Origin of the sequence: Pseudoxanthomonas japonensis, from assembly GCF_043632995.1 — a bacterium.
GTDB classification, from domain to species: Bacteria; Pseudomonadota; Gammaproteobacteria; order Xanthomonadales; family Xanthomonadaceae; genus Pseudoxanthomonas_A; species Pseudoxanthomonas_A japonensis.
In genome coordinates this window covers 1,261,136-1,284,816 of sequence record NZ_CP171632.1, presented here as the reverse complement: position 1 = coordinate 1,284,816, position 23,681 = coordinate 1,261,136, and the positions used below count along the sequence as shown (strand labels likewise).

The following is a 23,681-nucleotide window of genomic DNA, read 5'->3' as shown; positions in this document are numbered from 1 at the left end:
CATGACGGGATGGTACACCTCGCCTGAACAACCTCATGCGAACGAACCGTTGACATTCCCCCGTCCGATCCTCAAAATGCGCGCCTCGCTTACCTGCCCAGGTGGCGGAATTGGTAGACGCACTAGTTTCAGGTACTAGCGGGTAAAACCGTGGAGGTTCGAGTCCTCTCCTGGGCACCACGCATAACGAAGACCCTCGCGAAAGCGGGGGTTTTTCGTTTCCGGCGTCGCACGGATGCCGGATCACGTGTCCTCACGCCGGCCCGCGCTAGGCTGGCGGCACAAGCACCACGATTTGTCGCCAGGGGGCGTACATGGAGTTCCAGCAGATCCTGTTCCTCGCCATCCTGGCGATCACCCTGGGTCTGTTCGTCAGCGAGAAGCTGCGTGTCGACCTGGTCGCCCTGCTGGCCCTGCTGGCGCTGTCCCTGACCGGGATTCTCAACCCGAAGGAAGCGCTCTCGGGCTTCGCCAGCGAGCCGGCGATCATCGTCGCCGCGGTGTTCGTGCTGTCCGCCGGCCTGTCGGCGACCGGCATCACCGAACGCATCGGCGCGGGCATCGGCCGCGCGGCCGGCGGCAGCGAGTGGCGCACGATCGCCGTGGTAATGCCCGCGACCGCGGCGCTCGCGGCGTTCTCGCACCACGTCATGGTCACCGCGATGATGCTGCCGATCCTGATGCGCATCGCGCGCGAGCAGAAGCTGGCCGCCTCCCGCCTTCTGATGCCGATGTCGTTGGCCGCGTCGCTGGGTACCACGCTGACGCTGTTCAGCGCGCCGGCCTTCCTGCTGTCGAACGACCTGATCAAGCGTGCCGGCCTGCCGGCGCTCGACATCTTCGCCATCACGCCCATCGGCATCGCGCTGGTGCTGCTCGGCACCGTCTACATGCTGCTGGGGCGCTGGCTGGTGCCCAAGCGCGAGGGCGAGTCGCCGCAGGGAGACTACCTGAAGCTGGACCGCTACTACACCGAGCTGCTGGTGGAAGAGGATTCGCCGTGGATCGGCAAACCGCGCGGCGATTTCGCGAAAACCTTCGACGACCGGCTGCAGGTGGTGGACTGGCTGCGCCACGGCATGCGCCGCCGCAACCAGCGTTCGGACAGCGTGTTGGCCGCCGGTGACGTACTGCTGGTACGCGCGTCGCCTGACGAGATCGCCTCGATCCGCGACGAACCCGGCCTGGCGTTGCACGCGGTGGCCAAGTACGGCGAGAAACGCGAGGAAGGCAAGAGCGAGGCGCTGGGCGAGGAACAGCTGGTGCAGGCCGTCGTCGCGCCGCATTCCGAGTTCATCGGACGCAGCGTGGCCGACATCGATTTCCTGCGGAACCTCGGCGTGGTCGTCGTGGGCCTGTGGCGGCGCGAAGGCTGGTTGCACGGTGAACTGTCGGAGATGGTGCTGCAGGAAGGCGACCTGCTGGTGCTGTGGGGCCAGCAGCAGAACTTCGAGCCGTTGGCCGCCCATCACGGCTTCCTGATGCTGGTGCCGTTCGGCGGGCAGAAGAAGCCGCGCCGTCGCGCGCCGGTCGCGCTCGCGATCATGGTGGCGGCGGTAGCGGCCGCCGCGACCGAAACGCTGGCGCCGCATATCGCCTTCCTCGCCGGCGCGGTGGCGATGGTGCTGACCCGCTGCGTCGACATCGAACGGGCCTACCAGGAAATCGACGTCCGCATCTTCGTGATGATCGGCGGCGTGATTCCGCTGGGCATCGCGATGGAGAAGACCGGCACCGCGGCCGTGGTCGCCGACCTCCTGCTGAACCACGCAGCGCATTGGTCGCCGCTGGTGCTGCTGCTGGTGATGTTCGGCACGGCAGCCCTGCTGACGCAGATCCTGTCCGACGCCGCCACGACCGTGCTGCTCGCCCCGATTGCGCTGGCGCTGGCCAACGGCCTGGACCTGAACCCGGTGCCGTTCGTGGTCTGTACCGCGATGGGCGCGGTGGCCTCGTTCCTGACCCCGATCGGCCACCACGGCAACCTGCTGATCCTCAACCCGGGGCGCTACACCTTCGGCGACTTCCTGCGCGTGGGCATCCCGCTGACGGCGGCCATCGCCCTCACCACGGCCTGGCTGGCACGCTGGCTGTGGCTGGACGGTCCGCTGTGGCCGGGTATCGGCGGCTGAGACGGGGCGGCGGGTAGAATGGCCGGGTTTTCCGACCCGCAGACCGCACGCCCGCAATGACCGAAACGATCCGCCCGACCTTCCACGGTTTCGAACAGATCCCGCTGCGCGAATACGCCGAGCGCGCCTACCTCGACTATTCGATGTACGTGGTGCTGGACCGCGCCCTGCCCTTCATCGGCGACGGCCTGAAGCCGGTGCAGCGGCGCATCGTGTACTCGATGAGCGAGCTGGGCCTGAGCGCCGGCGCCAAGCCGAAGAAGTCCGCCCGCACCGTCGGCGACGTCATCGGCAAGTACCACCCGCACGGCGACAGCGCCTGCTACGAAGCGCTCGTGCTGATGGCGCAGCCGTTCTCGTACCGGTATCCGCTGATCGAGGGCCAGGGCAACTTCGGTTCACCGGACGACCCGAAGTCGTTCGCCGCGATGCGCTACACCGAGTCCAAGCTCACCCCCATCGCCGAAGTGCTGCTGGGCGAACTCGGCCAGGGCACGGTGGACTGGACGCCGAACTTCGATGGCACACTGGAGGAGCCGACCTGGCTGCCGGCACGCCTGCCGCACCTGCTGCTCAACGGCACCACCGGCATCGCCGTCGGCATGGCGACCGACGTGCCGCCGCACAACCTCAACGAGATCGTCAGCGCCTGCATTCGCCTGATCGACGATCCCGACGCGACCGTCGCCGACCTGTGCGAACACGTGCGCGGCCCGGACTATCCGACCAGGGCGGAGATCATCACCGCCGCCTCCGACCTGCGCGCGATGTACGAGAACGGCACCGGCAGCGTCCGCGCGCGCGCCGTCTGGCGCAAGGACAACGCCAACATCGTCATCGACGCCCTGCCCTACCAGGTATCGCCGTCGAAGGTGATCGAGCAGATCGCCGCGCAGATGCGCGCCAAGAAGCTGCCGTGGCTGGAGGACATCCGCGATGAGTCCGACCACGCCAATCCGGTACGCGTGGTGCTGATCCCGCGCTCGAACCGCGTGGACGCCGAACAGCTGATGGGCCACCTGTTCGCCACCACCGACCTGGAGAAGAGCTACCGGGTCAACCTCAACATCATCGGGCTGGACGGGCGTCCGCAGGTCAAGAACCTGAAGATGTTCCTGACCGAGTGGCTGGCGTTCCGCAGCGACACCGTCACCCGCCGCCTCAAGCACCGGCTGGACAAGGTCGAGCGTCGCCTGCACCTGTTGGAAGGCTTGCTGGTCGCGTTCCTCAACCTGGATGAAGTCATCCGCATCATCCGCACCGAGGACGAGCCGAAGACCGCGCTGATCGCGCGCTTCGCGCTGAGCGAGGAACAGGCGGACTACATCCTCGAGACCAAGCTGAAACAGCTCGCCCGCCTGGAGGAAATGAAGATCCGCGGCGAGCAGGACGAGCTGCGGGCCGAGCGCGAGAAGATCGCCGGCATCCTCGAGTCGAAGCCCAAGCTGAAGAAGCTGATCAAGGACGAACTGACCGCCGACGCGAAGAAGTTCGGCGACGCCCGCCTGTCGCCGCTGGTGCAACGCGACGCCGCGCAGGCGCTGGACGAGACCGAACTGGTCGCCAGTGAGCCGATGACGGTGGTGCTGTCGGAGAAGGGCTGGATCCGTGCGGCGAAGGGCCATGACGTGGATGCGTCCACGCTGTCGTACCGCGATGGCGACGGCCTGCTCGGCGCGGTGCGCTCGCGCAGCACCCAGCAGGTCGCGTTCCTCGATTCGGAAGGCCGCAGCTATTCCACCGCCGTGCACACGCTGCCGTCCGCGCGCGGCAACGGCGAGCCGCTGACCGGACGCTTCTCGCCGGCCGCGGGCGCCTCGTTCCAGGCGCTGGCCACCGGCGACAACGACGCCCGCTTCGTGCTGGCGTCGTCGCATGGCTATGGCTTCGTCACCCGCTTCGAAAATCTGACCGGCCGGCAGAAGGCCGGCAAGGCGATGCTCAACCTGACCGTGGGCGCTAACGTGCTGCAGCCCGCGCAGGTGCCGAATACCGGGACCGACCGCATCGTCGCCGTCACCAGTGCCGGCCACCTGCTCGCCTTCCCGGTCAGCGAACTGCCGGAACTGGACAAGGGCAAAGGCAACAAGATCATCGAGATCCCGAAGGCCAAGCTGGGCACCGAGCGCGTGGTCGCGATCGCCGCGGTGTCGCCGGGCGCGACGCTGCTGGTCAAGAGCGGCCAGCGCACGATGAGCCTGTCGTTCAAGGACCTGGACGAGTATGTGGGTGCGCGGGCGACGCGGGGTGGGTTGTTGCCCAGAGGTTGGCAGAAAGTCGATGGACTGGATGTCCAGTAGTTCATCAGCCGGGCGCGCTGCGGCGCGTCCGTAACAGCATCGCTGGTGTAGGAGGGGCTTCAGCCCCGACGCTTCACGCCTCAAGGCGGTCGGGGCTGAAGCCCCTCCTGCAGCGGGCCGGCAAGTTCGCTTCCATGTATCTACCGTGAGGGCTGCACGATGGACGCCGATTTCTGGTTGCAGAAGTGGCAGGAAGGCCAGATCGGCTTCCACCGCCACGACGTGATGCCGCTGTTGCAGAAGCACTGGCCGTCGCTGCAGCTGCCGGAGGGTTCGCGCGTGCTGGTGCCGCTGTGCGGCAAGTCGCTGGACATGCACTGGCTGGCGGCGCAGGGACACGACGTGCTGGGCGTGGAGCTGTCGCCGTTGGCGGTGACCCAGTTCTTCGAAGAGGCGGGGTTGGAACCGGTCCGGACGACCAGTCACTACGGCGAGCACTTCAGCGCCGGCCCCATCGAGATCATTCTCGGTGACGCATTCGGATTGGATCCCGCGCTGCTGGCGGACGTCGCCGGCGTTTACGACCGCGCGGCGCTGATCGCCTTGCCGCCGGAGCTGCGCCTGCGTTACCGCGATACGGTCTACGCCGCGCTGCCGGCCGGCTGCCAGGGGCTGCTGATCACCGTCGAGTATCCGCAGGAAGAGAAGGCCGGGCCGCCGTTCTCGGTGACGCAATCCGAAGTGGAAGCGCTGTTCGCGGCGCCGTGGCGGCACACGCTGCTGGAGCGGCGCGACATCCTCGACCAGGAGCCGCGCTTCCGCGAGGAAGGGCTGAGCGCGCTGGAGACGGCGGTCTACCGCCTCCGTCGTTCGTAGCGCGGAGCTTGCTCCGCTGCTTTTCATCCGAGCGGCATCACTATCGCGCAAAGCCGAGCAAGCTCGGCTCTACGGGAAGCGGTTATTCGGCGGCGGGTTCGCCGTCGAGCTTGGAGGTCAGGTACAGCTCGATGCCCAGGCGCTTGATCAGGCCCAGTTGCTGTTCCAGCCAGTGCGCGTGGTCTTCCTCGGTGTCCTTGAGCTGGGTCAGCAGGATCTCGCGGCTGACATAGTCGCCGTGCTGCTCGCACAGCGCCACGCCCTTGGCCAGGTGCGCACGCACGGCGTACTCGACCTCAAGGTCGCGCTGCAGCATCGCTTCCACCGTCTTGCCGGGCACGAACGGTTCCGGACGCATGTCCGGGTCGCCCTCCAGGAACAGGATGCGGCGAAGCAGCGCGTCCGCGTGCTCGGTCTCTTCCTGCATCTCGTGGTCGAGGCGATGAAACAGCGCCTTCAGCCCCTGGTCCTCGTAGCGGCGCGAATGGATGAAGTACTGGTCGCGTGCGGCCAGTTCGCCGCGCAGCAGGAAGTTGAGGTAATCGACGACGTCGGGGTGGCCTTTCATGGGGGCGGCTCCGGGGGCGAGGCGCGCATGATGCCCCATCCTTCCGGACGATGACCGAATCGGAATCAGTCTCGTTCGTCGCTGCGGCGCGGCAGTGCCGGTCGTGGCTTCCGTGGAATAATCCGGCCACCCCGCCCCGCCATTCCCCGCAAGGACCCTGCAATGCTGAAGTGGACCCGGCGCATCGCGCTGCTGCTGTTGGCCCTGGTGGCCGTGGCGTTGCTGGTGGCGTGGTGGTCGATGCGGAGCAGCCTGGCGCGCCTCGATGGCGAACAGGCACTACCCGGGCTGTCGGCACCCGTCTCCCTCCAGCGCGATGCCCTGGGCGTGGTGACCATCGACGCCGCCAGTGAAACCGATGCCATGCGCGCGCTCGGTTTCGTGCATGCGCAGGAGCGCTACTTCGAAATGGACCTGATGCGGCGCAGTTCCGCCGGCGAGCTGTCCGGCCTGTTCGGCCCGATTGCGGTGGACATGGACAAGGGACGCCGCATGCACCGCATGCGCGCACGCGTCGATGCATCGCTGGAGGGCTTCGCCGGCGACCGCATGCCGCAGCTGCAGGCCTATGCGGACGGCGTCAACGATGGCCTGGGGGCATTGAAGTCCCGCCCCTGGCCGTACCTGCTGCTGCGCCAGTCGCCGCGCAAGTGGGAAGTGGCCGACTCGGCGCTGGCCGGCTATGCCATGTACTTCGACCTGCAGGACGCAGACAACGTGCGCGAGCTCGGCCTGTGGAAGATCCGTCGCCAGCTGCCGCCCGCACTGTATGCCCTGCTGGCCCACGACGGCACCGAGTGGGATGCGCCGCTGCAGGGCGAGCCGCGCGGCAATGCGCCGTTGCCGACCGCCGACCAGGTCGACCTGCGTATGTTGCCGATGCCGGAAGCCGGCACGCACCAGCGCCTCGCCGACAAGGGCACGCCCGGCAGCAACAACTGGGCCGTGGCCGGTGCGCTGACGGCGGACGGCCGTGCCATCGTCGCCGACGACATGCACCTGGGGCTGCGCGCGCCGAACATCTGGTTCCGCGTGCGCCTGCGCTATCCGGATCCGCGCGCGCCGGGCGGCAAGGTCGATGTCTCCGGCTTCAGCCTGCCCGGCCTGCCGGCGGTCATCGTGGGCAGCAACGGGCACGTGGCGTGGGGCTTCACCAACAGCTACGCGGACACCGCGGACTGGTACCCGGTGAAACCCTGCGGGAAGGACGATGCGGCGGAGACCTGCGACGCGGTCGAACACCATGCCGAAACGATCGAGGTCGCTGGTGGCGAGCCGGTGACGCTGGACGTGCCGGAAACGCGCTACGGGCCGATCCTCCATGCCGCGAAGGGCAAGCAGCCGGCGCTGGCCTTGCGCTGGGTCGCGCACCAGCCGGGCTCACTGAACTTCGGACTGGCGGATTTCGCCGCGGCAGGCGACCTGTCGGCCGCGCTGTCGGTAGCGCAGCGCACCGCGACCCCAGCGCAAAACCTGGTGATCGCCGACCACAACGGCCGCATCGCCTGGCGCATCCTCGGCCCGCTGCCGTCGCGCGCGGCGTCGTGCCCGCATACGCTGGAACTCGCACCGGCAGCGCCCGCAGACGACGTAGCGCCCCAGCTGCCCGGCAGTTGCCGGCCCTGGGTCATTTCCAGCCAGCTGTCGCCGGTACTGACCTCGCAGACCAGCCACCGCCTGTGGACGGCGAACGCGCGCGTACTGGATGGCGCTGCGCTCGACCGCGTGGGTGACGGCGGCTACGCGCTGGGTGCACGTGCAAAGCAGATCCGCGACGGCCTGCTGGCGAAGGAGCGATTCACCGAGAAGGACCTGCTGGCGATCCAGCTCGACGACCGCGCCTTGTTTCTCGAGCGCTGGTGGCAGTTGCTGCAGGACGAAGCGAAGCGGATGCCGGCGGATTCGTCGGTGAAGGCGCTCGCCGATGCCGGCAAGACCTGGGAAGGCACGGCCAGCGTCGATTCGGTGAGCTACCGGCTGGTGCGCGCGTGGCGCCTGGCGGTGCATGCGCGCATCGCCGATGGCCTGACCGCACCCGCGCAGGCGGCGCTGGGCGACGACTTCGTCATGCCCGACCTGCCGCAGTTGGAAGGCGCCGTGTGGCCGCTGCTGGAACAGCGCCCGCCGCACCTGCTGTCGCGCCGTTACACGACGTGGGACGCGCTGCTGGAAGACGCCGCCAAGGAAGTGCGCGACGACCTCGCCGGACAAGGTCCGTTGGCCGAGCGCCGCTGGGGCGAGCGCAACACCGCGAAGATCTGCCACCCGCTGGCCAACGCCCTGCCTGCCTTCCTCAAGCCGACGCTGTGCATGCCGGGCGAACCGCTCGGCGGCGACGGCGCCATGCCGCGTGTGCAGGGTCCGTCGTTCGGTGCGTCGGAACGCATGGTGGTCTCACCGGGTCACGAAGCCGACGGCATCATCCACATGCCGGGCGGCCAGAGCGGCCACCCGATGTCGCCGTTCTGGGGCGCGGGTCACGATGACTGGGTTCACGGGCGGCCGACGCCGTTCCTGCCTGGCGCCGCGGTGCACACGCTGACGCTGCGGCCGGCCAACACTCAGCCGAAGTAATGCGACGGCACCGGCAGCCCCTGCTGCCGGAAGAAGCTGAGCTGGTCGAAGTAGCCGCGCTGGAACACGATCCGCCCCTCGCGCACGTGGAAGAAACCGCAGCCGCGCAGGCCGAGCGGATCGCGCCATTCGAGGATGGCCCACTCGCCGTCCTCGAACAGGTTCTCCACGATGCACACCATCGTGGCGCGGCCGAACTCGGTGCGGAACATCGCCGCGATCGCCTCGCGCCCGTGCAGCGGCTCGGTCACCACCTGGTGGTTGACCGCGTCCTCCGCATACAGCGCCGCCAGCCCATCGATGTCCGCCGCGTTGAAACGGCGGACCCACTCCCGGACGAGCTCCGAGGGTTTCATGTCGATGACGCCTGCAAGGCGGACGTGTGCACGCCAGCGACGGCGCGACCGGACGGATCGGCCATCTTCGCGAAACTGGCATCCCACGCGATCGCCGCAGGCGACGAGCACGCGATCGACTTGCCGCCTGGTACCGTCTCCGCGCAGGCCTGGCCCGGATAGTGCTGCTCGAACAGCGTGCGGTAGAAATACGCCTCCTTGGTCAGCGGCGGATTCACCGGGAAGCGCTTGTCGGCGGCCGCGAGTTCGCGGTCGCTGACCTGCGCTTCCGCATGCGCCTTCAGCCCGTCGATCCAGCCGTAGCCGACGCCATCGCTGAACTGCTCCTTCTGCCGCCACAGGATCGATTCCGGCAGGTAACCGTCAAACGCCTCGCGCAACACGCCCTTCTCCATGCGCTGCGCACCGGCGCTGCCCTTGTCGATCATCTTGTGCAGGGCATCCATCTTCATCGCCACGTCGAGGAACTCGACGTCGAGGAACGGCACGCGCGGCTCCACGCCCCACGCCATCATCGACTTGTTCGCGCGCAGGCAGTCGTAGTTGTGCAGCGCGTCCAGCTTGCGTACCAGTTCCTCATGGAACTCGCGCGCGTTGGGCGCCTTGTGGAAGTACAGATAGCCGCCGAAGATCTCGTCACTGCCCTCGCCCGACAGCACCATCTTCACGCCCATCGCCTTGATGCGGCGCGCCAGCAGGTACATCGGCGTGGACGCGCGGATGGTGGTGACGTCGTAGGTCTCGATGTGGCGGATCACCTCGGGAATGGCATCGAGCCCTTCCTGGAAGGTGTACGTGAAACCATGGTGCACCGTGCCCAATGCCTTGGCCGCGACTTCGGCCGCCGCCAGGTCGGGCGAGCCTTCCAGGCCGATGGCGAACGAATGCAGGCGCGGCCACCAGGCTTCGGTCGTGTCGTTGTCCTCGATGCGGTGACGCGCGTAGCGCGCCGCAACCGCCGCGACCAACGACGAATCCAGTCCCCCGGACAGGAGTACGCCGTAAGGCACGTCGGTCATCAGCTGGCGGTGCACCGCGCGTTCGAACGCCTCGCGCAGTTCGTCCTTCGCCAGTTGCACACCTTCCACCGCCGCATAGTCGCGCCACGCCGTGTCGTAGTACTTCCGTAGGGCGGGCCTTGGCCCGCCATCCTCAGCATCCGTCGTGAACTCGTAGTAATGCCCGGGTGGGAACTGCGCCACGTCCGCACAGATCGGCGCCAGTGCCTTCATCTCCGACGCCACGCACAGGCGGCCTTCGCGATCATGGCCCCAGTACAACGGACACACGCCGATGGGATCGCGCGCGATCAGCGCACGTCCCTTCGCCTTGTCCCACAGCGCGAACGCGAAGATGCCGTTGAGGCGGTTGAGGAAGGAAGCAGGTTCATCCTCGCGGTACAGCGCGTTGATGACCTCGCAGTCCGATCCGGTCTGGAACGCGTAGTCCTGCGCCAGTTCCGCCTTCAGCTCGCGGTGGTTGTAGATCTCGCCGTTGACCGCCAGCACCAGTTCGCCGTCGGCCGAACGCAGCGGCTGGGAACCGCCGGCCGGATCGACGATGGCCAGGCGCTCGTGCACGAGGATGGCGCCGTCGTCGTGGTACACGCCGCTCCAGTCGGGCCCGCGGTGGCGCTGCTTCTGCGAAAGCTCCAGCGACTGACGTCGCAGCGCCTGGATGTCGTCACCGGGCTGCAGCCCGAAGATGCCGAAGATGGAACACATGGAAACACTCCTGGTGGGGTTCGATGGCGGGCGCCCGGAACGAAAAAACCCGCATCTCGCGATGCGGGTTTCTGGTATCCGGCAGGTCTTTCGTTGCCTAGTCGCAGAGCCGCATCGCCCGCGTCCGATTGTTCGGGCGCAGGTTATTGCGGTTGTTGTTGATGGCGGTGCGGCGGGGCATGGCGCGAACGTAACCGCTCAGGCCAGGGCTTGGCAAGCCCTGCAAAGGTTGCGTCTGCAACCACCCTCTACATTCCAGGAGCGCCCTTGGGCGCGATGCTCTTCAGGAAAGAATCGCAAAAGCGTCGCGCCCATGGGGCGCTCCTACAGCGCCGTGCGAACCGGCAGCATCAACCGCTCGATCAGCTTCTGATAAAGACCCGGCAATGCTTCCAGATCGGCCATGCGGATGTTCTCGTCCACCTTGTGGATGCTGGCGTTGACCGGCCCCACTTCGATGCACTCCGCACCCAACGGTGCGATGAAGCGCGCATCGGACGTACCGCCGGCCGTGCTCTCCTCCGGCGGCACGCCGGCGAATTCGCCCAGCACCGCGCGCGCTGTGGCGCGCAGGTGGCCTTCCGGCGTGTAGAACGGCTCGCCGCCACGCAGCCACTGGATGCTGTACTCCAGCCCATGCTTGCGGAAGATGCCTTCGATCTCCCGCTCCAGCCGTTCCGCCGTCCAGCTCGGATTGAAGCGCAGGTTGAACACCACCTGCAGTTCACCCGGGATGACGTTGCTGGCACCGGTGCCGGCGTTGATGTTGGAGATCTGCAAGCTGGTCGGCGGGAAGGTTTCGTAACCGTCGTCCCACTGGCGCGCGGCCAGTTCGTCCAGCGCGGGCAATGCCTTGTGGATGGGATTGAGCGCCTTGTGCGGATAGGCCACGTGCCCTTGCACGCCGTGCACCTGCAACGTGCCGGTCAGCGTGCCGCGACGACCCACGCGCAACAGGTCGCCCAGCGCTTCCTTCGAGGACGGCTCGCCGGTGATGCACCAGTCGATCGTCTGTCCGCGCTCGCGGAACAGCTCGGCGACCTTCTTCACGCCATCGTGCGCCGGGCCTTCTTCGTCGGAGGTCACCAGCAATGCGACCGTGCCCGGATGGTCCGGATGCGCGTCGACGAAACGCTCCAACGCGATCGTGCATGCCGCCACGCTGCACTTCATGTCGGCGGTGCCGCGTCCGTACAGCACGCCATCGCGCACGGTGGGCACGAACGGATCACTGGTCCACGCGGAGAGCGGACCCGGCGGCACCACGTCGGTGTGGCCGAGCAGTACCAGCACCGGCGAACCTGACCCGTGTGTCGCCCAGAGATTGTCGGTGTCGCCGAAGCGCAGGTGTTCGCACTGGAATCCCCATTGCGCCAGCCGCGTCGCCAGCACCTGCTGGCAGCCCGCATCGTCCGGCGTCACCGAATGACGGCGGATCAGCTCGCTGGAAAGCTCGACGACATCGCTCACGATTCGGCTCCGAACTGCTTCTTGAAGCCATTGTCGCTGAAGCCCTGTGAAAAGCCCGCCACGCCACCGATGACGACAGGACGGCGGATCAGCTGCGGATACTCCTTCAGCAGCAGCTTCCACTCCGCATCGGAACCGGGCGTCTTCCGGTTCTCGGGCAACTGCCGCCACGTCGTCGACGACTTGTTGATCAGCGCGTCCCAGCCACCCGCCTTCTCCGCCCAGTCCTTCAGCGTCTCGGGCGACTGCCGGTGGTCGCGGTAGTCGATGAATTCATACGCGACACCGAAGCGGTCCAGCCACTTGGTCGCCTTCTTGCAGGTATCGCAGTTCTTCAAGCCATACAGCGTGGTCGTCATGATGCTCCAGAGATTTGTAGGAGCGGGGGGGGGGGGGGGGGGGGGGGGGGGGGGGGGGGGGGGGGGGGGGGGGGGGGGGGGGGGGGGCCATGCGCGCGATGCTTTTCCGACGTGAGCCGGACATGCCGCAGGAGCATCGCGCGCATGGCGCGCTCCTACAAGACGTACGGAATCGACCCGCCGCTCAATCCGCCAGACCGCGCAGCAGCTCATTGACGCTGGTCTTGCTGCGCGTCTTCTCGTCGACCTGCTTGACGATCACCGCGCAATACAGCGAATGCGAGCCGTCGGCGGCCGGCAGCGAACCCGACACGACCACGCTGCCCGGCGGCACATAGCCGTAGGTGATTTCCTTCGTCGCACGGTTGTAGATGCGGGTGGACTGGCCGATGAACACCCCCATGCCGATCACGCTGTGATGACCGATGACCACGCCTTCGACGACTTCCGAACGCGCGCCGATGAAGCAGTGGTCCTCGATGATCGTCGGGCTGGCCTGCAGCGGTTCCAGCACGCCACCGATCCCGGCGCCGCCGGACAGGTGGCAGTGCTTGCCGATCTGCGCGCACGAACCCACGGTCGCCCAGGTGTCGACCATCGTGCCCTCGCCCACGTAGGCGCCGATGTTGACGAAGCTCGGCATCAGTACGACATCCTTGCCGAAGTACGTGCCGCGGCGCGCGATCGCGCCCGGGACGACGCGCACGCCGAGCTTGCGGAAGTCGTTCTCGTCGAACGCACCGAAGCGTGCCTCGACCTTGTCCCAGAATGGCGCAGGATAGGCTTCGACCAGTTCCATCTCGTTGACGCGGAAGTACAGCAGCACCGCTTTCTTCAGCCACTCGTTGACCTTCCAGCCGCCCTTGCCGTCCGGCTCGGCCACGCGCAGCTTGCCGGCTTCAAGACCTTCGATGGCCAGTTCGACGGCGGTACGGGTGGAACCCTCGATCTCGGCCGGCGTCAGCTCGGCGCGGCGCTCGAAGGCGCTTTCGATGGTGGACTTCAGTTCTTCGGTCTTGCTGGCTTTGCGGGTCATCAAAGGGTCTGCCGGATGCGTGTCAGGGGGACGTCTCTAGGCCGGCGCGAAGCGCATCGCGCAACGCGTCCTGCAAGGACGTATCGATGAGGGGCTGGTCGTGCTCGTCGGTGATCTGGAAGACGTCTTCCGCGCGCTCGCCGAAGGTCGCGATGCGGGCGTCGTGCACGCGCAGGCCCTGCCGGCGCAGCACCTGGGCCACGTCCGACAGCAGGCCGGGGCGGTCGGGCGCGACCAGGCCAAGGACGGTGCGGCGACCGTCGGGCGTGGTGCCGAATTCGATGCGCGGCGCGAACCTGAAATGCTTCAGCTGCCGCGGCATCGCGCGGCGCGACGTGCGCACGCTGTCGAGCGGCCGCGACAGCGCGGCACCCAGGGTGCCTTCGATCTCGTCCGGGTCTCGCGTGGCGTAGGTGTCGGCCGGCAGCAACTCGAACGTATCGAAGACAGCGCCCTGCGGCCCCACCAGCACGCGCGCCTGGTGGATCGCGAAGCCCATGCGGTCCAGGGTGGCGAGGATGGCGGCGAACAGGCCATCGCGGTCGGGCGAATGGACGAACACCTCGATCGCATCGGCATCGTCGGCGATGCGGCGCGCGCGTACGCGCGTCTCGCCCGCATTCGCGCCTCGGATGGCATGCGCCTGCCAGGCGAGCTGTTCGGGCCGGAAACGCAGGAAGCTCTCTTCCGGCATGGTGGTGAACAGCGCATCCGCCTGTTCCGCCGACAAGCCCTGCACTTCCAGCATGGCGCGCACGCTGCCGCGCGCTTCGTCCAGCCGCTCGTCCACGGCCACCGGATTTTCCAGACCCTCGCGCAGCACGCGGCGCGCGGCGAAATACAGGTCCGCGAGCAGCCGGTCCTTCCACGCGTTCCACAACTTGGGGCTGGTGCCGGCGATATCCGCGCAGGTCAGCAGGTACAGGTAGTCGAGGCGCTCACGATCCCCCACCAGCGTGGCGAACCGGTGGATGACGTCGGGGTCGGCGATGTCCTGCTTCTGCGCCGTCACCGACATGCGCAGGTGCTGCTCCACCAACCAGGCGACCAGCGCGGTGTCGCCCTCGCTGAGCGCATGCGCCGCGCAGAACTCGCGCGCATCCACCGCGCCCAGTTCCGAATGGTCGCCGCCGCGGCCCTTGGCGATATCGTGGAACAGGCCCGCCAGCAGCAGCAGTTCCGGCTTGCGCAGGCGCGGCCAGACTTCGTGCGCGATGGAGAAGCGCTCGTCGGCACGACCGGCGGCGAAGGCAGCGATGTTCCGCAGCACCATCAGCGTGTGCTGGTCGACGGTGTAGACATGGAACAGGTCGAACTGCATGCGCCCGGACACGCGGGCGAAGGCAGGTATCCACTGCCCCAGCACGCCGAGGCGGGCCATGCGGGTAAGCGTCTCCACCGCACGCGGGCCGCGCAGCAGCGCCATGAAGGCGTCGCGCTGGGCGCGCGTGGCATCGGGATAGGCGGCGAGCTTCGGCAGAGATTCCGCCAGCGCGCGCGCGGTGCGCGAATGCAGGCCGCGAATCTGCGGATGGGCGGCCCACGCGGCGAACAACGCGAAGACCTGCCCCACATCGTTCGCCGGCCAGCCGCCCTGGCGCGCAGCCAGGTAACCGCGACGCAGCGCGAACTGTTCGTCCAGCGGCTCCGGCAATGCCTCCCCGTCGAACTGTTCCTCGAACCGCTGCAGCAGCCGATCGCTGATCCGCCGCACGATGGCGGCGCTGCGGTAGAAGCCCTGCATCATCTTCTCGACACCGAGGCTTTCGGCGTCGTCGGCGAACCCCAGCCGCTGCGCGAGCGTCTTCTGGTAATCGAACCGCAGCCGTTCCTCGGGCCTCCCCGCGACGCGATGCAGGCCGTAACGCAGGCGTCCCAGCGCGCGGCGTTCGCGCGCCAGTGCGACGGCTTCGTCCGGACCCAGGTGGCCCAGTCCCACCAGCGCTTCCAGATCGCGCACGCCGAAGGTGCGCAGCGCCATCCAGCCCAGCGTGTGCAGGTCGCGCAGACCGCCGGGGCCCTCCTTGATGTTGGGCTCCAGGTTGTCGGAGGTATCGCCGAACCGCGCGTGGCGGATGCGCAACTCCTCGCGCTTGGCGACGAAAAAGTCGCGTGCGGGCCAGACGCGCGCCGGACCGATGGCATCGATCAGCAGGGCTTCGTCGACCGGTTCGCCGACGATCAGCCGCTCCTCGATCAGCGCCGTGAGCACGCTCTGGTCGGCCGCCGCCGCGGCCGTGCACTGCGCCGCCGAGCGCACACTGTGGCTGATCGGCAGGCCGGCGTCCCACAGCAAGGCGAACAGGCGCGCCACGGCATCGTGGTGGGTCTGCTGCACGTCGGCCGGCGCCAGTACCAGCACGTCGACGTCGGAATGCGGAAACAGTTCGCCACGCCCGTAGCCGCCGACCGCGAACAGCGCCATCGGCGCATCCGCGGGGATGCAGCGCAGCCATGCGTCCTTCAGCAGATGGTCGACCGCCCTCGCACGCAGCGCGAGGATGCGGTCCATACCGTCGTCCTGGTCGAAGCGCTTGTCCAGGCGCGCGTCGGTATGACCCAGCGACACCCTCGCCGCCGTCGACCAGGCCGCATCATCGGCGGCGTCCGGGCCGATGTCCGGAAGCCGCGTCGCCTGTCCGTTCGCGGCTGTCGGAACGCTCACAGGTCGTTGTCGTCGCCCGGCACGCGGGTCAGGATCTCGACGCCGTCCTCGGTCACCGCCACGGTGTGTTCCCACTGCGCCGACAGCTTGCGGTCCTTGGTTACCACGGTCCAGCCATCGGGCAGCACGCGGGTGTGACGCGCACCTTCGTTGATCATCGGCTCGATGGTGAAGGTCATGCCGGGCTTCAGCACCACGCCTTCGCCGGGGCGACCGTAATGCAGCACCTGCGGCTCGTCGTGGTAGACCTTGCCGATGCCGTGCCCGCAGTACTCGCGCACCACGCTGAAGCGCTCGGCTTCGGCGTACTGCTGGATCGCGTGGCCCACGTCGCCCAGGGTGGCGCCCGGCTTCACCGCGCGGATGCCGCGGAACATGGCCTCCCGCGTCACGTCCACGAGCCGCTTCGCCATCACCGACGGCGTGCCGACCATGTACATGCGACTGGTGTCGCCGTGCCAGCCATCCTTGATGACGGTGACGTCGATGTTGAGGATGTCGCCGTCCTTCAGGACCTTCCCCTCATTGGGGATGCCGTGGCAGATGACGTTGTTGACCGAGGTGCAGACGGTGGCCGGGAAACCCTTGTAGCCCACGTTGGCCGGGATCGCCTGTTGCACGTTGACGATGTGGTCGTGGCAGATGCGGTCCAGTTCGGCGGTGGTGACGCCCGGCTTCACGTGCGGGGCGACCACCTGCAGCACCTCGGCGGCGAGCCGGCCGGCGATGCGCATCTGGGCGAGGTCTTCGGGGGTCTTGAGCTGGATGGCCATTGGCCGATTATCCCCCATTTGGCGCGGCAGCTGAACGCCCCGGGGCGGCGTCACCCTTGCCGGCCCACCCCACGGTTTGCGGCCACCGGCCCTGTCCGGCTATACTCCCGCGGCTTCGTGCCCGGCCTGCCCGGACCGAGACCGCCCACGTCGGGCGACACCGACGAATCCACACCTGCTGCCCCAACCCGTGCCGGGGTGCCCTTCGCTGAAGGGTTCGGACACGGAAGCCGCAGGGAGGCCCAACCCCGGAACCCCGCCTTCACCGGCGCCGTCCTCCATTGAACCGGACGGTGGGTTCCCCTTCGATGGAGTCACTGCAATGCCCCAAGTCACCATGCGCCAGATGCTGGAAGCCGGCGTCCATTTCGGCCACCAGACCCGCTACTGGAACCCCAAGATGGCGCCGTACATCTTCGGTGCCCGCGGCAAGATCCACATCATCAACCTCGAGAAGACCGTTCCGCTGTTCAACGACGCGATGAACTTCATCTCGGGCGTCGCGCAGAAGCGCGGCACCATCCTGTTCCTGGGCACCAAGCGCAGCGCGCGCGAAGCGGTGAAGGAAGAAGCCGAGCGTTGCGGCATGCCGTTCATGACCCAGCGCTGGCTGGGCGGCACGCTGACCAACTTCGCCACCGTGAAGAAGTCGGTCGCCCGCCTGAAGGAACTGGAAGCCGCCGAAACCGACGGCACGTTCGAGAAGCTGGTCAAGCACGAAGTGCTGGGCCTGCGCCGCGAGCGCGAGAAGCTGCTGGCCTCGCTGGGCGGCATCAAGGAAATGAACCGCCTGCCGGACGCCCTGTTCGTCATCGACATCGGCCATGAAGACATCGCCATCAAGGAAGCCAAGAAGCTCGGCATCCCGGTGATCGCGGTGGTCGACTCGAACTACGACCCAGCCCTGGTCGACTACGCCATCCCCGGCAACGACGACGCCATCCGCGCCGTGCAGCTGTACGCCCGTGCCGCCGCCGACGCCGTGCTGGAAGGCAAGGCCGCCCAGCCGAACGCCGCCACCGTGCGCGAGGAAGAGTTCGCCGAAGGCGGCGACGACAAGGGTGCCCGTCGCGCCCCGGCCAAGAAGGCCGCCGGCAAGAAGTCCGACGAAGCCGCTGCCGAGTAATCCGGCTGCAACGCCGCCGCGCCATGCTGCGCGGCGGCCCATGTTGTTCCTTCTCCCCTCGGGAGAAGAGCCTGCCCCCGCGAAGGCGGGGGTGCCCGAAGGGCGGATGAGGGTACGGGAAGCAAGCTGGCGTTCAACACGTCGCACTCCTCCGGACCCTCACCCCAACTCCTCTCCCGACGGGAGAGGGGCTTTGCCAATCCAAACAGAGGTAATCCCGTGGAAATCACCGCTTCCCTGGTCAAGGAACTGCGCGAGCGCACCGGCGCCGGCATGATGGAGTGCAAGAAGGCGCTCACCGAGAACAACGCCGACATCGACGCCGCGGCCGAGTGGCTGCGCAAGTCGGGTCTGGCCAAGGCCGACAAGAAAGCCGACCGCGTCACCGCTGAAGGCCGCGTGGCCGTGGCCCAGGACGGCGGCAAGGCCGTGCTGGTCGAGATCAACTCCGAGACCGACTTCGTCGCCAAGGACGCCAACTTCATCGCCTTCACCGATGCCATCGCGCAGGCCGCGCTGACCTCCGGCGCCGCGGACGTGGAAGCGCTGAAGAGCGCCAAGCTGGCCTCGGGCGAGACCGTGGAGGAAGCCCGTGCCGCCGCCATCGCCAAGCTGGGCGAGAACATGCAGATCCGTCGCCTGGTCGCCATCGACAGCGCCAACAATGTCGCCGCCTACGTGCACGGCGGCAAGATCGGCGTGCTGGTCGAGGTCAAGGGCGGCGACGCCGAACTGGCCCGCGGCCTGGCGATGCATATCGCCGCGATGAACCCCCCGCACAACAAGGCCGCCGACGTGCCGGCCGAGTTCGTGGCGAAGGAGAAGGAAATCGAGCTGGCCAAGATGTCGGACAAGGACAAGGCCAAGCCGGCCGACATCCTGGAGAAGATCATCTCCGGCAAGATCAACAAGATCGTCAACGAAGTGACCCTGTACGGTCAGCCGTACGTGCTGGACAGCGACAAGTCGGTCGAGCAGGTGGTCAAGGCCGCCGGCGCCGACGTGGTCGGCTTCCAGCGCCTGGTGGTCGGCGAAGGCATCGAGAAGGTGGTGGAAGACTACGCCGCCGAAGTGATGAAGCAGGCCGGCCTGGCGTAAGCCGAGCCGCCTCCGCTTCACCGGAAAAAGCCGCGGGAAACCGCGGCTTTTTCTTTGCCTGCGGCACGCGCGGCCTGCGTCGTCGCGTCGCATGACCGCTCGTCGCCCGCACCTAAAGTTCGCCGTTCCCGCGCCGACATTGTTTACAAAGCTGACATTCGGTCACGCTTTGCTGGCATGCTGCCCGCCACTTTCCTTCAGCGTAGTGCGCACCCGGATGCGTCCCGAACTCGAATCCCAGCTCTCGAACTGCCGCAACCTGCCGAGCCCGCCGGGCGTGGCACTGCGCATCATCGAGCTTGCGCAGGACCCCGAGGTGGTGATGGCGACGGCAGCCGATGCGATCGGCCTGGATGCCGCCCTGAGTGCGCGCATGCTGCGCATCGCCAACTCCCCGCTTTACGCCAGCCGTCGCCGCGTGGAGAACCTGTCGCAGGCGCTGACAGTGCTCGGACTCAATGCCACGCTGACGCTGGCCCTGGGCTTCTCGCTGACACGCTGCGGCACAGGCACCCATCCGGTGGCGCAGGAGCGCGTCTGGCGCCGCAGCGTCATCGCCGCCCTCGCCTGCCGGCTGCTGGGCCAGCATGCCGGCCTGCGCAAGGCCGAGGAACTGATGCTGGCAGGCCTGCTGCAGGACATCGGCGTGCTCGCGTTGCTGGAAGTGCTGGGCGACGACTACGCGCAACTCGTCGAGCGCGCCGACGACAACGCGGCCCTGCTGGCCGCCGAGCGCGACCTGCTGGGCTGCGACCATGCCGCCGTCGGCGGCTGGCTGGCGCGGCAATGGAACCTGCCGGCCCTGCTGCGCGAAGCGATCATGGAGAGCGAGACGCCCGTCTCCGACACCACCTTCAACGCCTGCGTCGCGGTGTCGGGCCACGTGGCCGACATCTGGATCGCCGGCACCGACGAAGCGCGCACCGAGGAAGCGCACCGGCACGCCGCGCTGCAGGCCGCGACGCGACTCGGCCTGGACTATGCGGCCTTCCTCGCCCTGACCGAGGACATGCTCGCGGCCCTGCCCGAGGTCTGCACGATGTTCGACGTGCCGCCCGCGCCGCCCGCCCGCATCCAGGCATTGCTGGACCAGGCGCGCGAACTGCTGGTGGTGCGCAACCTGCGCGAGATCCAGGAAGCCGCACGCGCGCGAAAGGAAGCCGACGAGCACGAAGACCGCGCGCGCCGCCTGGCCGAGGAGGTCCGTCGTGATCCGCTGACCGGCGCCTACAACCGCAGCCAGCTGGAGGAAGTACTCGAGAAGGAATTCGATGCCGCCACGCGCCATGGCTGGCCGCTGTCGATCGCCTTCATCGACCTGGACGACTTCAAGCAGGTCAACGACCGCTGGGGCCACCTGGTCGGCGACGAGGTGCTGCGCAACTTCGCCAAGTCGCTGATGCGGCACGTACGCAGCAGCGACATCGTCGCCCGCTACGGCGGCGAGGAGTTTCTGGTGGTACTGCCCGGCATCAACGAGGAAGCCGCCGCGCACGTGGTGCGGCGCATCCTGTCCGAAGTGGCCGGCGCCGCCATGGCCCACGTCAACGGCCAGCCCCTGCACATCACCTTCTCCGCCGGCCTCGCCACGCAGGGCGCGCTGGAGCAGTTCCGCCACGTCGATGACCTGCTGCGTGCCGCCGACGAGGCGCTGTACGGCGCCAAGCGCGAAGGACGCAACCGCGTGTCGGTCGGCGCCAGCGCCTGATTCCGGTACGCGCCTCCGCTACTGGCGGGGCGCCAGCGCGACTTCCTCGTAGGGCTGCACGACCACCCAGCCCTCACCCGCGAACCGCAGCTGGATGCTTTCCCCGGACCCGCGGCCCAGCAGCGTGCCCAACGAGATGTCGGTGATGATTTCCGGCGTCAGGCCACCCGACCAGGCGACCGTCGCGTTGGGATCGGTGAACACCGGCCCGGTCTGCGCGTTCACCGGCAGCGTCAGCGGCTCGTAGTGCGAGGTGATGGCCACGATGCCGTGGCCACTCAGGCGCACGTTGAACAGCCCGCCCGACAGCATGCCGGCGACCTTGCGCATCATCGTGATGCGGCTTTCGATGCCCGACTCGACCGCCAGCACGTCGTTGCCGTTGACGAAGATGGATTCGCCGGCCAGCCGCAGCAGGGTGATCCGCTTGCCGGCGTCGGCCAGGTAGACGCGTCCCTGGCCCTCGATTTTCATCAGCTGCATGCCCTCGCCGCTGACCGCCTTCTTCAGCAGGTTGCCGAGTCCCTGCTCCAGCACGCCCTGGCGGGTGAACTTCACCGCGCCCTTGCGCGCGACCATGGCGCCGGCCTTGGCCCAGACCAGGCCGTTCAAGCGCACTTCGAGCAGATGGGGACTTTCCAGTTCGAACGCTTCAGGGCTGGCGTCCTTCTCGCGGGACGAGGCGATGAATTCCTGCAGGGTGCGCACGCTCATGGCCGTTCCTTGATGGCTGGCAAAGGGAGGCGACATCATAGTCGCCCCGTCCGCAGGCAACGCCCATGCCCCGCATCGTTCCCGTACCGCATAACCCGGATGAGGCCAGCCGTGCGCCGGTCGCCGCCGACCGTCTCGTCTCGGGTCAGCCGCAACAGGCCGTCGGCAATGCCTATTCGACGCAGGACGACCGGTTCCACTGCGGCGTCTGGGAAGGTGGCGTGGGCGCCTGGCGCGTGCAGTACACCGAGCACGAGTTCTGCCACCTGCTCAGCGGTCGCGTGCGCCTGCGCGGCGACGACGGCAGCGAGATCCTGCTGGAGGCGGGCCAGAGTTTCGTCGTGCCGGCGGGTTTCACTGGCCTGTGGGAAGTGCTCGAGACGGCCCGCAAGCTCTACGCGATCTACGAACCCGGCGACTGAGGCAGGCGCACTCGGCTAGAATTGCGCCGTTTGCCCCCACGCCGAGACCTCCCATGCCCGCACCGCTCATGTATCGCCGCATCCTGCTCAAACTGTCCGGCGAGGCGCTGATGGGGGCGGAGGACTACGGCATCGACCCGGCCGTCATCACCCGCATCGCCCGCGAGATCATCGAAGCGCGCGACGCCGGGGCCGAAGTGGGCCTGGTGATCGGCGGCGGCAACATCTTCCGCGGCGCCGGCCTGGCCGCGGGCGGCATGGACCGCGTGACCGGCGACCAGATGGGCATGCTGGCCACGGTCATCAACGCGCTGGCCATGCAGGACGCGCTGGAGAAGCTCGGCGCCAAGTGCCGTGTCATGAGCGCCATCAAGATCAACGACGTGTGCGAGGACTACATCCGTCGCCGCGCGATCCGCCACCTGGAAAAGGGCCGCATCGCGATCTTCGCGGCCGGTACCGGCAACCCGTTCTTCACCACCGATTCCGGTGCCGCGCTGCGCGCGATCGAGATCGGCGCGGACCTGCTGCTGAAGGCGACCAAGGTGGACGGCGTCTACGACAAGGACCCCAGCAAGCACGCCGACGCTGTGCGTTACGACCAGCTGACCTACGACGACGTGATCGCCCGCGACCTGCAGGTGATGGACACCGCCGCCTTCGCCCTGTGCCGCGACAGCGACGTGCCGCTGCGCATCTACGACCTGTCGGTGCCCGGCAACCTGATGCGCATCCTGCGCGGCGAGCATGTCGGTACGCTGGTGAAGGGCCGCAACTGACTCTTCCGGGCGCCTCACGAGGCGCCTTGCTGTAATAGTGTCCGGCCAACCCGGCCGGCACCCTAGCCCGCCATGGGACACGGACACCACCACGGACACGGGGCGCACGCCCATCCACAGGCATCGGCCACGCGCACGTTCGCGTGGGTCACGCTGATCAACCTCGCCTACACCGCCGTCGAGGCGGGTTATGGCTTCCACACCAATTCGCTGGCGCTGCTCTCGGACGCGCTGCACAACCTGGGTGACGTGCTGGGACTGGCGCTGGCCTGGGGGGCGGCTGCCCTCGCCGGCCGCCGGCCGCGCGGACGGCATACCTACGGGTGGCGCCGCGCGACCCTGCTGTCCCCGCTGGCCAATGCCGTCCTGCTGGTGGTGTTCTCCGGCGCGCTGGGCTGGGAGGCGTTCCGACGCTTCAGCGCGCCGCCTGAAATTCCAGCAACGCCTGTCATCGTGGTCGCCTCGCTGGGCATCCTGGTCAACCTGGGGGCCGCCTGGCTGGTGAAGGACGGCCATACGCACGACCTCAACAAGCGCGGCGCCTTCCTTCACCTGATGGCCGATGCCGCCGTTTCGCTGGCCGCCGTGCTGGCTGGCGTCGGCATGGCGACGCTGGGCTGGGCCTGGCTGGATCCGGCCACCGCGCTGCTGATCGCCGTGGTGGTCGCCATCGGGTCCTGGGGCCTGTTGCGGGCCAGTTTCGACGCCGCGATGGACGCGGTTCCCGGCCATGTGGACGCCGAAGAGGTCCGCGCCTTCCTGCAGGAACAGCCCGGTGTATCGGCCGTGCACCACCTGCATATCTGGTCGCTCGGCGCCAACGAGATCGCGTTGACCGCACATCTGGTGCGAGCGCGCGACGATGACCACGACGCCTTCATCGATGCCACCGTGCACGCGCTGGACGACCGCTTCGGCATCAACCACGCCACCCTGCAGATCGAACGCGGCGCCGGCTGCGGCCACGACCTGCATGATGCGGCACCGCATCATTCGCACTGAACGGCCCGCCAGCGGTCGGCAACGGCTCCGAATCGCCCTATAATCCGTCGTTTACAGGC

Annotated in this window: 18 protein-coding genes, 1 tRNA gene and 1 pseudogene; 11 read left to right on the top strand and 9 right to left on the bottom strand. The window is 67.9% G+C overall.

What is annotated here, in order from left to right; all coding sequences use genetic code 11:
- Window positions 1–95 precede the first annotated feature (95 nt).
- From ACGHX3_RS05805 to ACGHX3_RS05790, 4 genes are all read left to right on the top strand, one after another.
- Window positions 96–180, top strand: a tRNA-Leu gene (locus tag ACGHX3_RS05805).
- Between the two features lie 134 nt (window positions 181–314).
- Window positions 315–2,132 carry an SLC13 family permease gene (locus tag ACGHX3_RS05800; protein WP_162337628.1) on the top strand — a complete coding sequence of 606 codons (1,818 nt, stop codon included), beginning with the start codon at window positions 315–317 and terminating at the stop codon, window positions 2,130–2,132.
- 56 nt (window positions 2,133–2,188) lie between these two features.
- A complete protein-coding gene (parC, locus tag ACGHX3_RS05795) occupies window positions 2,189–4,432 on the top strand; it encodes a DNA topoisomerase IV subunit A (RefSeq protein ID WP_394696711.1) in 2,244 nt (747 codons plus the stop codon).
- 159 nt (window positions 4,433–4,591) lie between these two features.
- Entirely contained in the window at window positions 4,592–5,248 is a 657-nt protein-coding gene (locus tag ACGHX3_RS05790) for a thiopurine S-methyltransferase (protein ID WP_162337626.1), read from the top strand.
- Window positions 5,249–5,330: 82 nt separating this feature from the next.
- On the opposite strand, the gene bfr is transcribed toward ACGHX3_RS05790, so the two are convergent.
- The gene (gene bfr, locus ACGHX3_RS05785) at window positions 5,331–5,816 is read right to left on the bottom strand and encodes a bacterioferritin (protein ID WP_394696710.1); all 486 of its coding nucleotides are present in this window, start codon (window positions 5,814–5,816) and stop codon (window positions 5,331–5,333) included.
- A 162-nt stretch (window positions 5,817–5,978) separates the two neighbouring features.
- Here bfr and ACGHX3_RS05780 point away from each other — a divergent pair, with 162 nt between their 5' ends.
- Entirely contained in the window at window positions 5,979–8,390 is a 2,412-nt protein-coding gene (locus ACGHX3_RS05780; protein ID WP_394696709.1) for a penicillin acylase family protein, read from the top strand.
- On the opposite strand, the gene ACGHX3_RS05775 is transcribed toward ACGHX3_RS05780, so the two are convergent.
- The 7 genes and pseudogenes from ACGHX3_RS05775 to map form a co-directional block, all read right to left on the bottom strand.
- A complete protein-coding gene (locus ACGHX3_RS05775) occupies window positions 8,378–8,746 on the bottom strand; it encodes a nuclear transport factor 2 family protein (protein WP_394696708.1) in 369 nt (122 codons plus the stop codon). The genes ACGHX3_RS05780 and ACGHX3_RS05775 overlap by 13 nt on opposite strands.
- Window positions 8,743–10,470, bottom strand: coding sequence for an asparagine synthase B (gene asnB, locus ACGHX3_RS05770; protein ID WP_394696707.1), 1,728 nt, complete (start codon window positions 10,468–10,470; stop codon window positions 8,743–8,745). Before asnB ends, ACGHX3_RS05775 begins: the two co-directional genes overlap by 4 nt.
- Before the next feature lie 324 nt (window positions 10,471–10,794).
- On the bottom strand, window positions 10,795–11,940 hold the full coding sequence (gene dapE, locus ACGHX3_RS05765; RefSeq protein ID WP_394696706.1) for a succinyl-diaminopimelate desuccinylase: 1,146 nt from the start codon (window positions 11,938–11,940) through the stop codon (window positions 10,795–10,797).
- Window positions 11,937–12,299 carry an arsenate reductase gene (locus ACGHX3_RS05760; protein ID WP_394696705.1) on the bottom strand — a complete coding sequence of 121 codons (363 nt, stop codon included), beginning with the start codon at window positions 12,297–12,299 and terminating at the stop codon, window positions 11,937–11,939. Before ACGHX3_RS05760 ends, dapE begins: the two co-directional genes overlap by 4 nt.
- A gap of 184 nt (window positions 12,300–12,483) precedes the next feature.
- Window positions 12,484–13,311: pseudogene (dapD, locus tag ACGHX3_RS05755) on the bottom strand (2,3,4,5-tetrahydropyridine-2,6-dicarboxylate N-succinyltransferase); the annotation flags it as partial.
- Between the two features lie 46 nt (window positions 13,312–13,357).
- Window positions 13,358–15,952, bottom strand: coding sequence for a [protein-PII] uridylyltransferase (gene glnD / locus ACGHX3_RS05750; protein ID WP_394697246.1), 2,595 nt, complete (start codon window positions 15,950–15,952; stop codon window positions 13,358–13,360).
- Window positions 15,953–15,996: 44 nt separating this feature from the next.
- Window positions 15,997–16,773, bottom strand: a complete 777-nt coding sequence (gene map / locus ACGHX3_RS05745) for a type I methionyl aminopeptidase (protein WP_162337618.1) — start codon at window positions 16,771–16,773, stop codon at window positions 15,997–15,999.
- A gap of 322 nt (window positions 16,774–17,095) precedes the next feature.
- On the opposite strand from map, the gene rpsB reads away from it, so the two are divergent.
- The 3 genes from rpsB (at window position 17,096) to ACGHX3_RS05730 (ending at window position 20,705) form a co-directional block, all read left to right on the top strand.
- Window positions 17,096–17,899 (top strand): 30S ribosomal protein S2, encoded by an 804-nt coding sequence (rpsB, locus tag ACGHX3_RS05740; protein ID WP_162337617.1) that lies wholly within the window; start codon window positions 17,096–17,098, stop codon window positions 17,897–17,899.
- 219 nt (window positions 17,900–18,118) lie between these two features.
- Window positions 18,119–18,997 carry a translation elongation factor Ts gene (gene tsf, locus ACGHX3_RS05735; protein WP_142123817.1) on the top strand — a complete coding sequence of 293 codons (879 nt, stop codon included), beginning with the start codon at window positions 18,119–18,121 and terminating at the stop codon, window positions 18,995–18,997.
- Window positions 18,998–19,214: 217 nt separating this feature from the next.
- The gene (locus tag ACGHX3_RS05730) at window positions 19,215–20,705 is read left to right on the top strand and encodes a GGDEF domain-containing protein (protein ID WP_213605352.1); all 1,491 of its coding nucleotides are present in this window, start codon (window positions 19,215–19,217) and stop codon (window positions 20,703–20,705) included.
- Between the two features lie 18 nt (window positions 20,706–20,723).
- Here the strand turns inward: ACGHX3_RS05730 and ACGHX3_RS05725 are convergent, their stop codons facing one another.
- Window positions 20,724–21,419: an AIM24 family protein gene (locus ACGHX3_RS05725; protein ID WP_394696704.1), complete on the bottom strand. Its 696-nt coding sequence runs from the start codon at window positions 21,417–21,419 to the stop codon at window positions 20,724–20,726.
- Between the two features lie 65 nt (window positions 21,420–21,484).
- Between ACGHX3_RS05725 and ACGHX3_RS05720 the strand changes: the two genes are divergently transcribed.
- The 3 genes from ACGHX3_RS05720 (at window position 21,485) to ACGHX3_RS05710 (ending at window position 23,622) form a co-directional block, all read left to right on the top strand.
- Window positions 21,485–21,841 carry a cupin domain-containing protein gene (locus ACGHX3_RS05720; protein ID WP_394696703.1) on the top strand — a complete coding sequence of 119 codons (357 nt, stop codon included), beginning with the start codon at window positions 21,485–21,487 and terminating at the stop codon, window positions 21,839–21,841.
- 53 nt (window positions 21,842–21,894) lie between these two features.
- A complete protein-coding gene (pyrH, locus tag ACGHX3_RS05715; RefSeq protein ID WP_162337610.1) occupies window positions 21,895–22,620 on the top strand; it encodes a UMP kinase in 726 nt (241 codons plus the stop codon).
- Window positions 22,621–22,692: 72 nt separating this feature from the next.
- Window positions 22,693–23,622, top strand: coding sequence for a cation diffusion facilitator family transporter (locus tag ACGHX3_RS05710; RefSeq protein WP_394696702.1), 930 nt, complete (start codon window positions 22,693–22,695; stop codon window positions 23,620–23,622).
- Window positions 23,623–23,681: the final 59 nt, after the last annotated feature.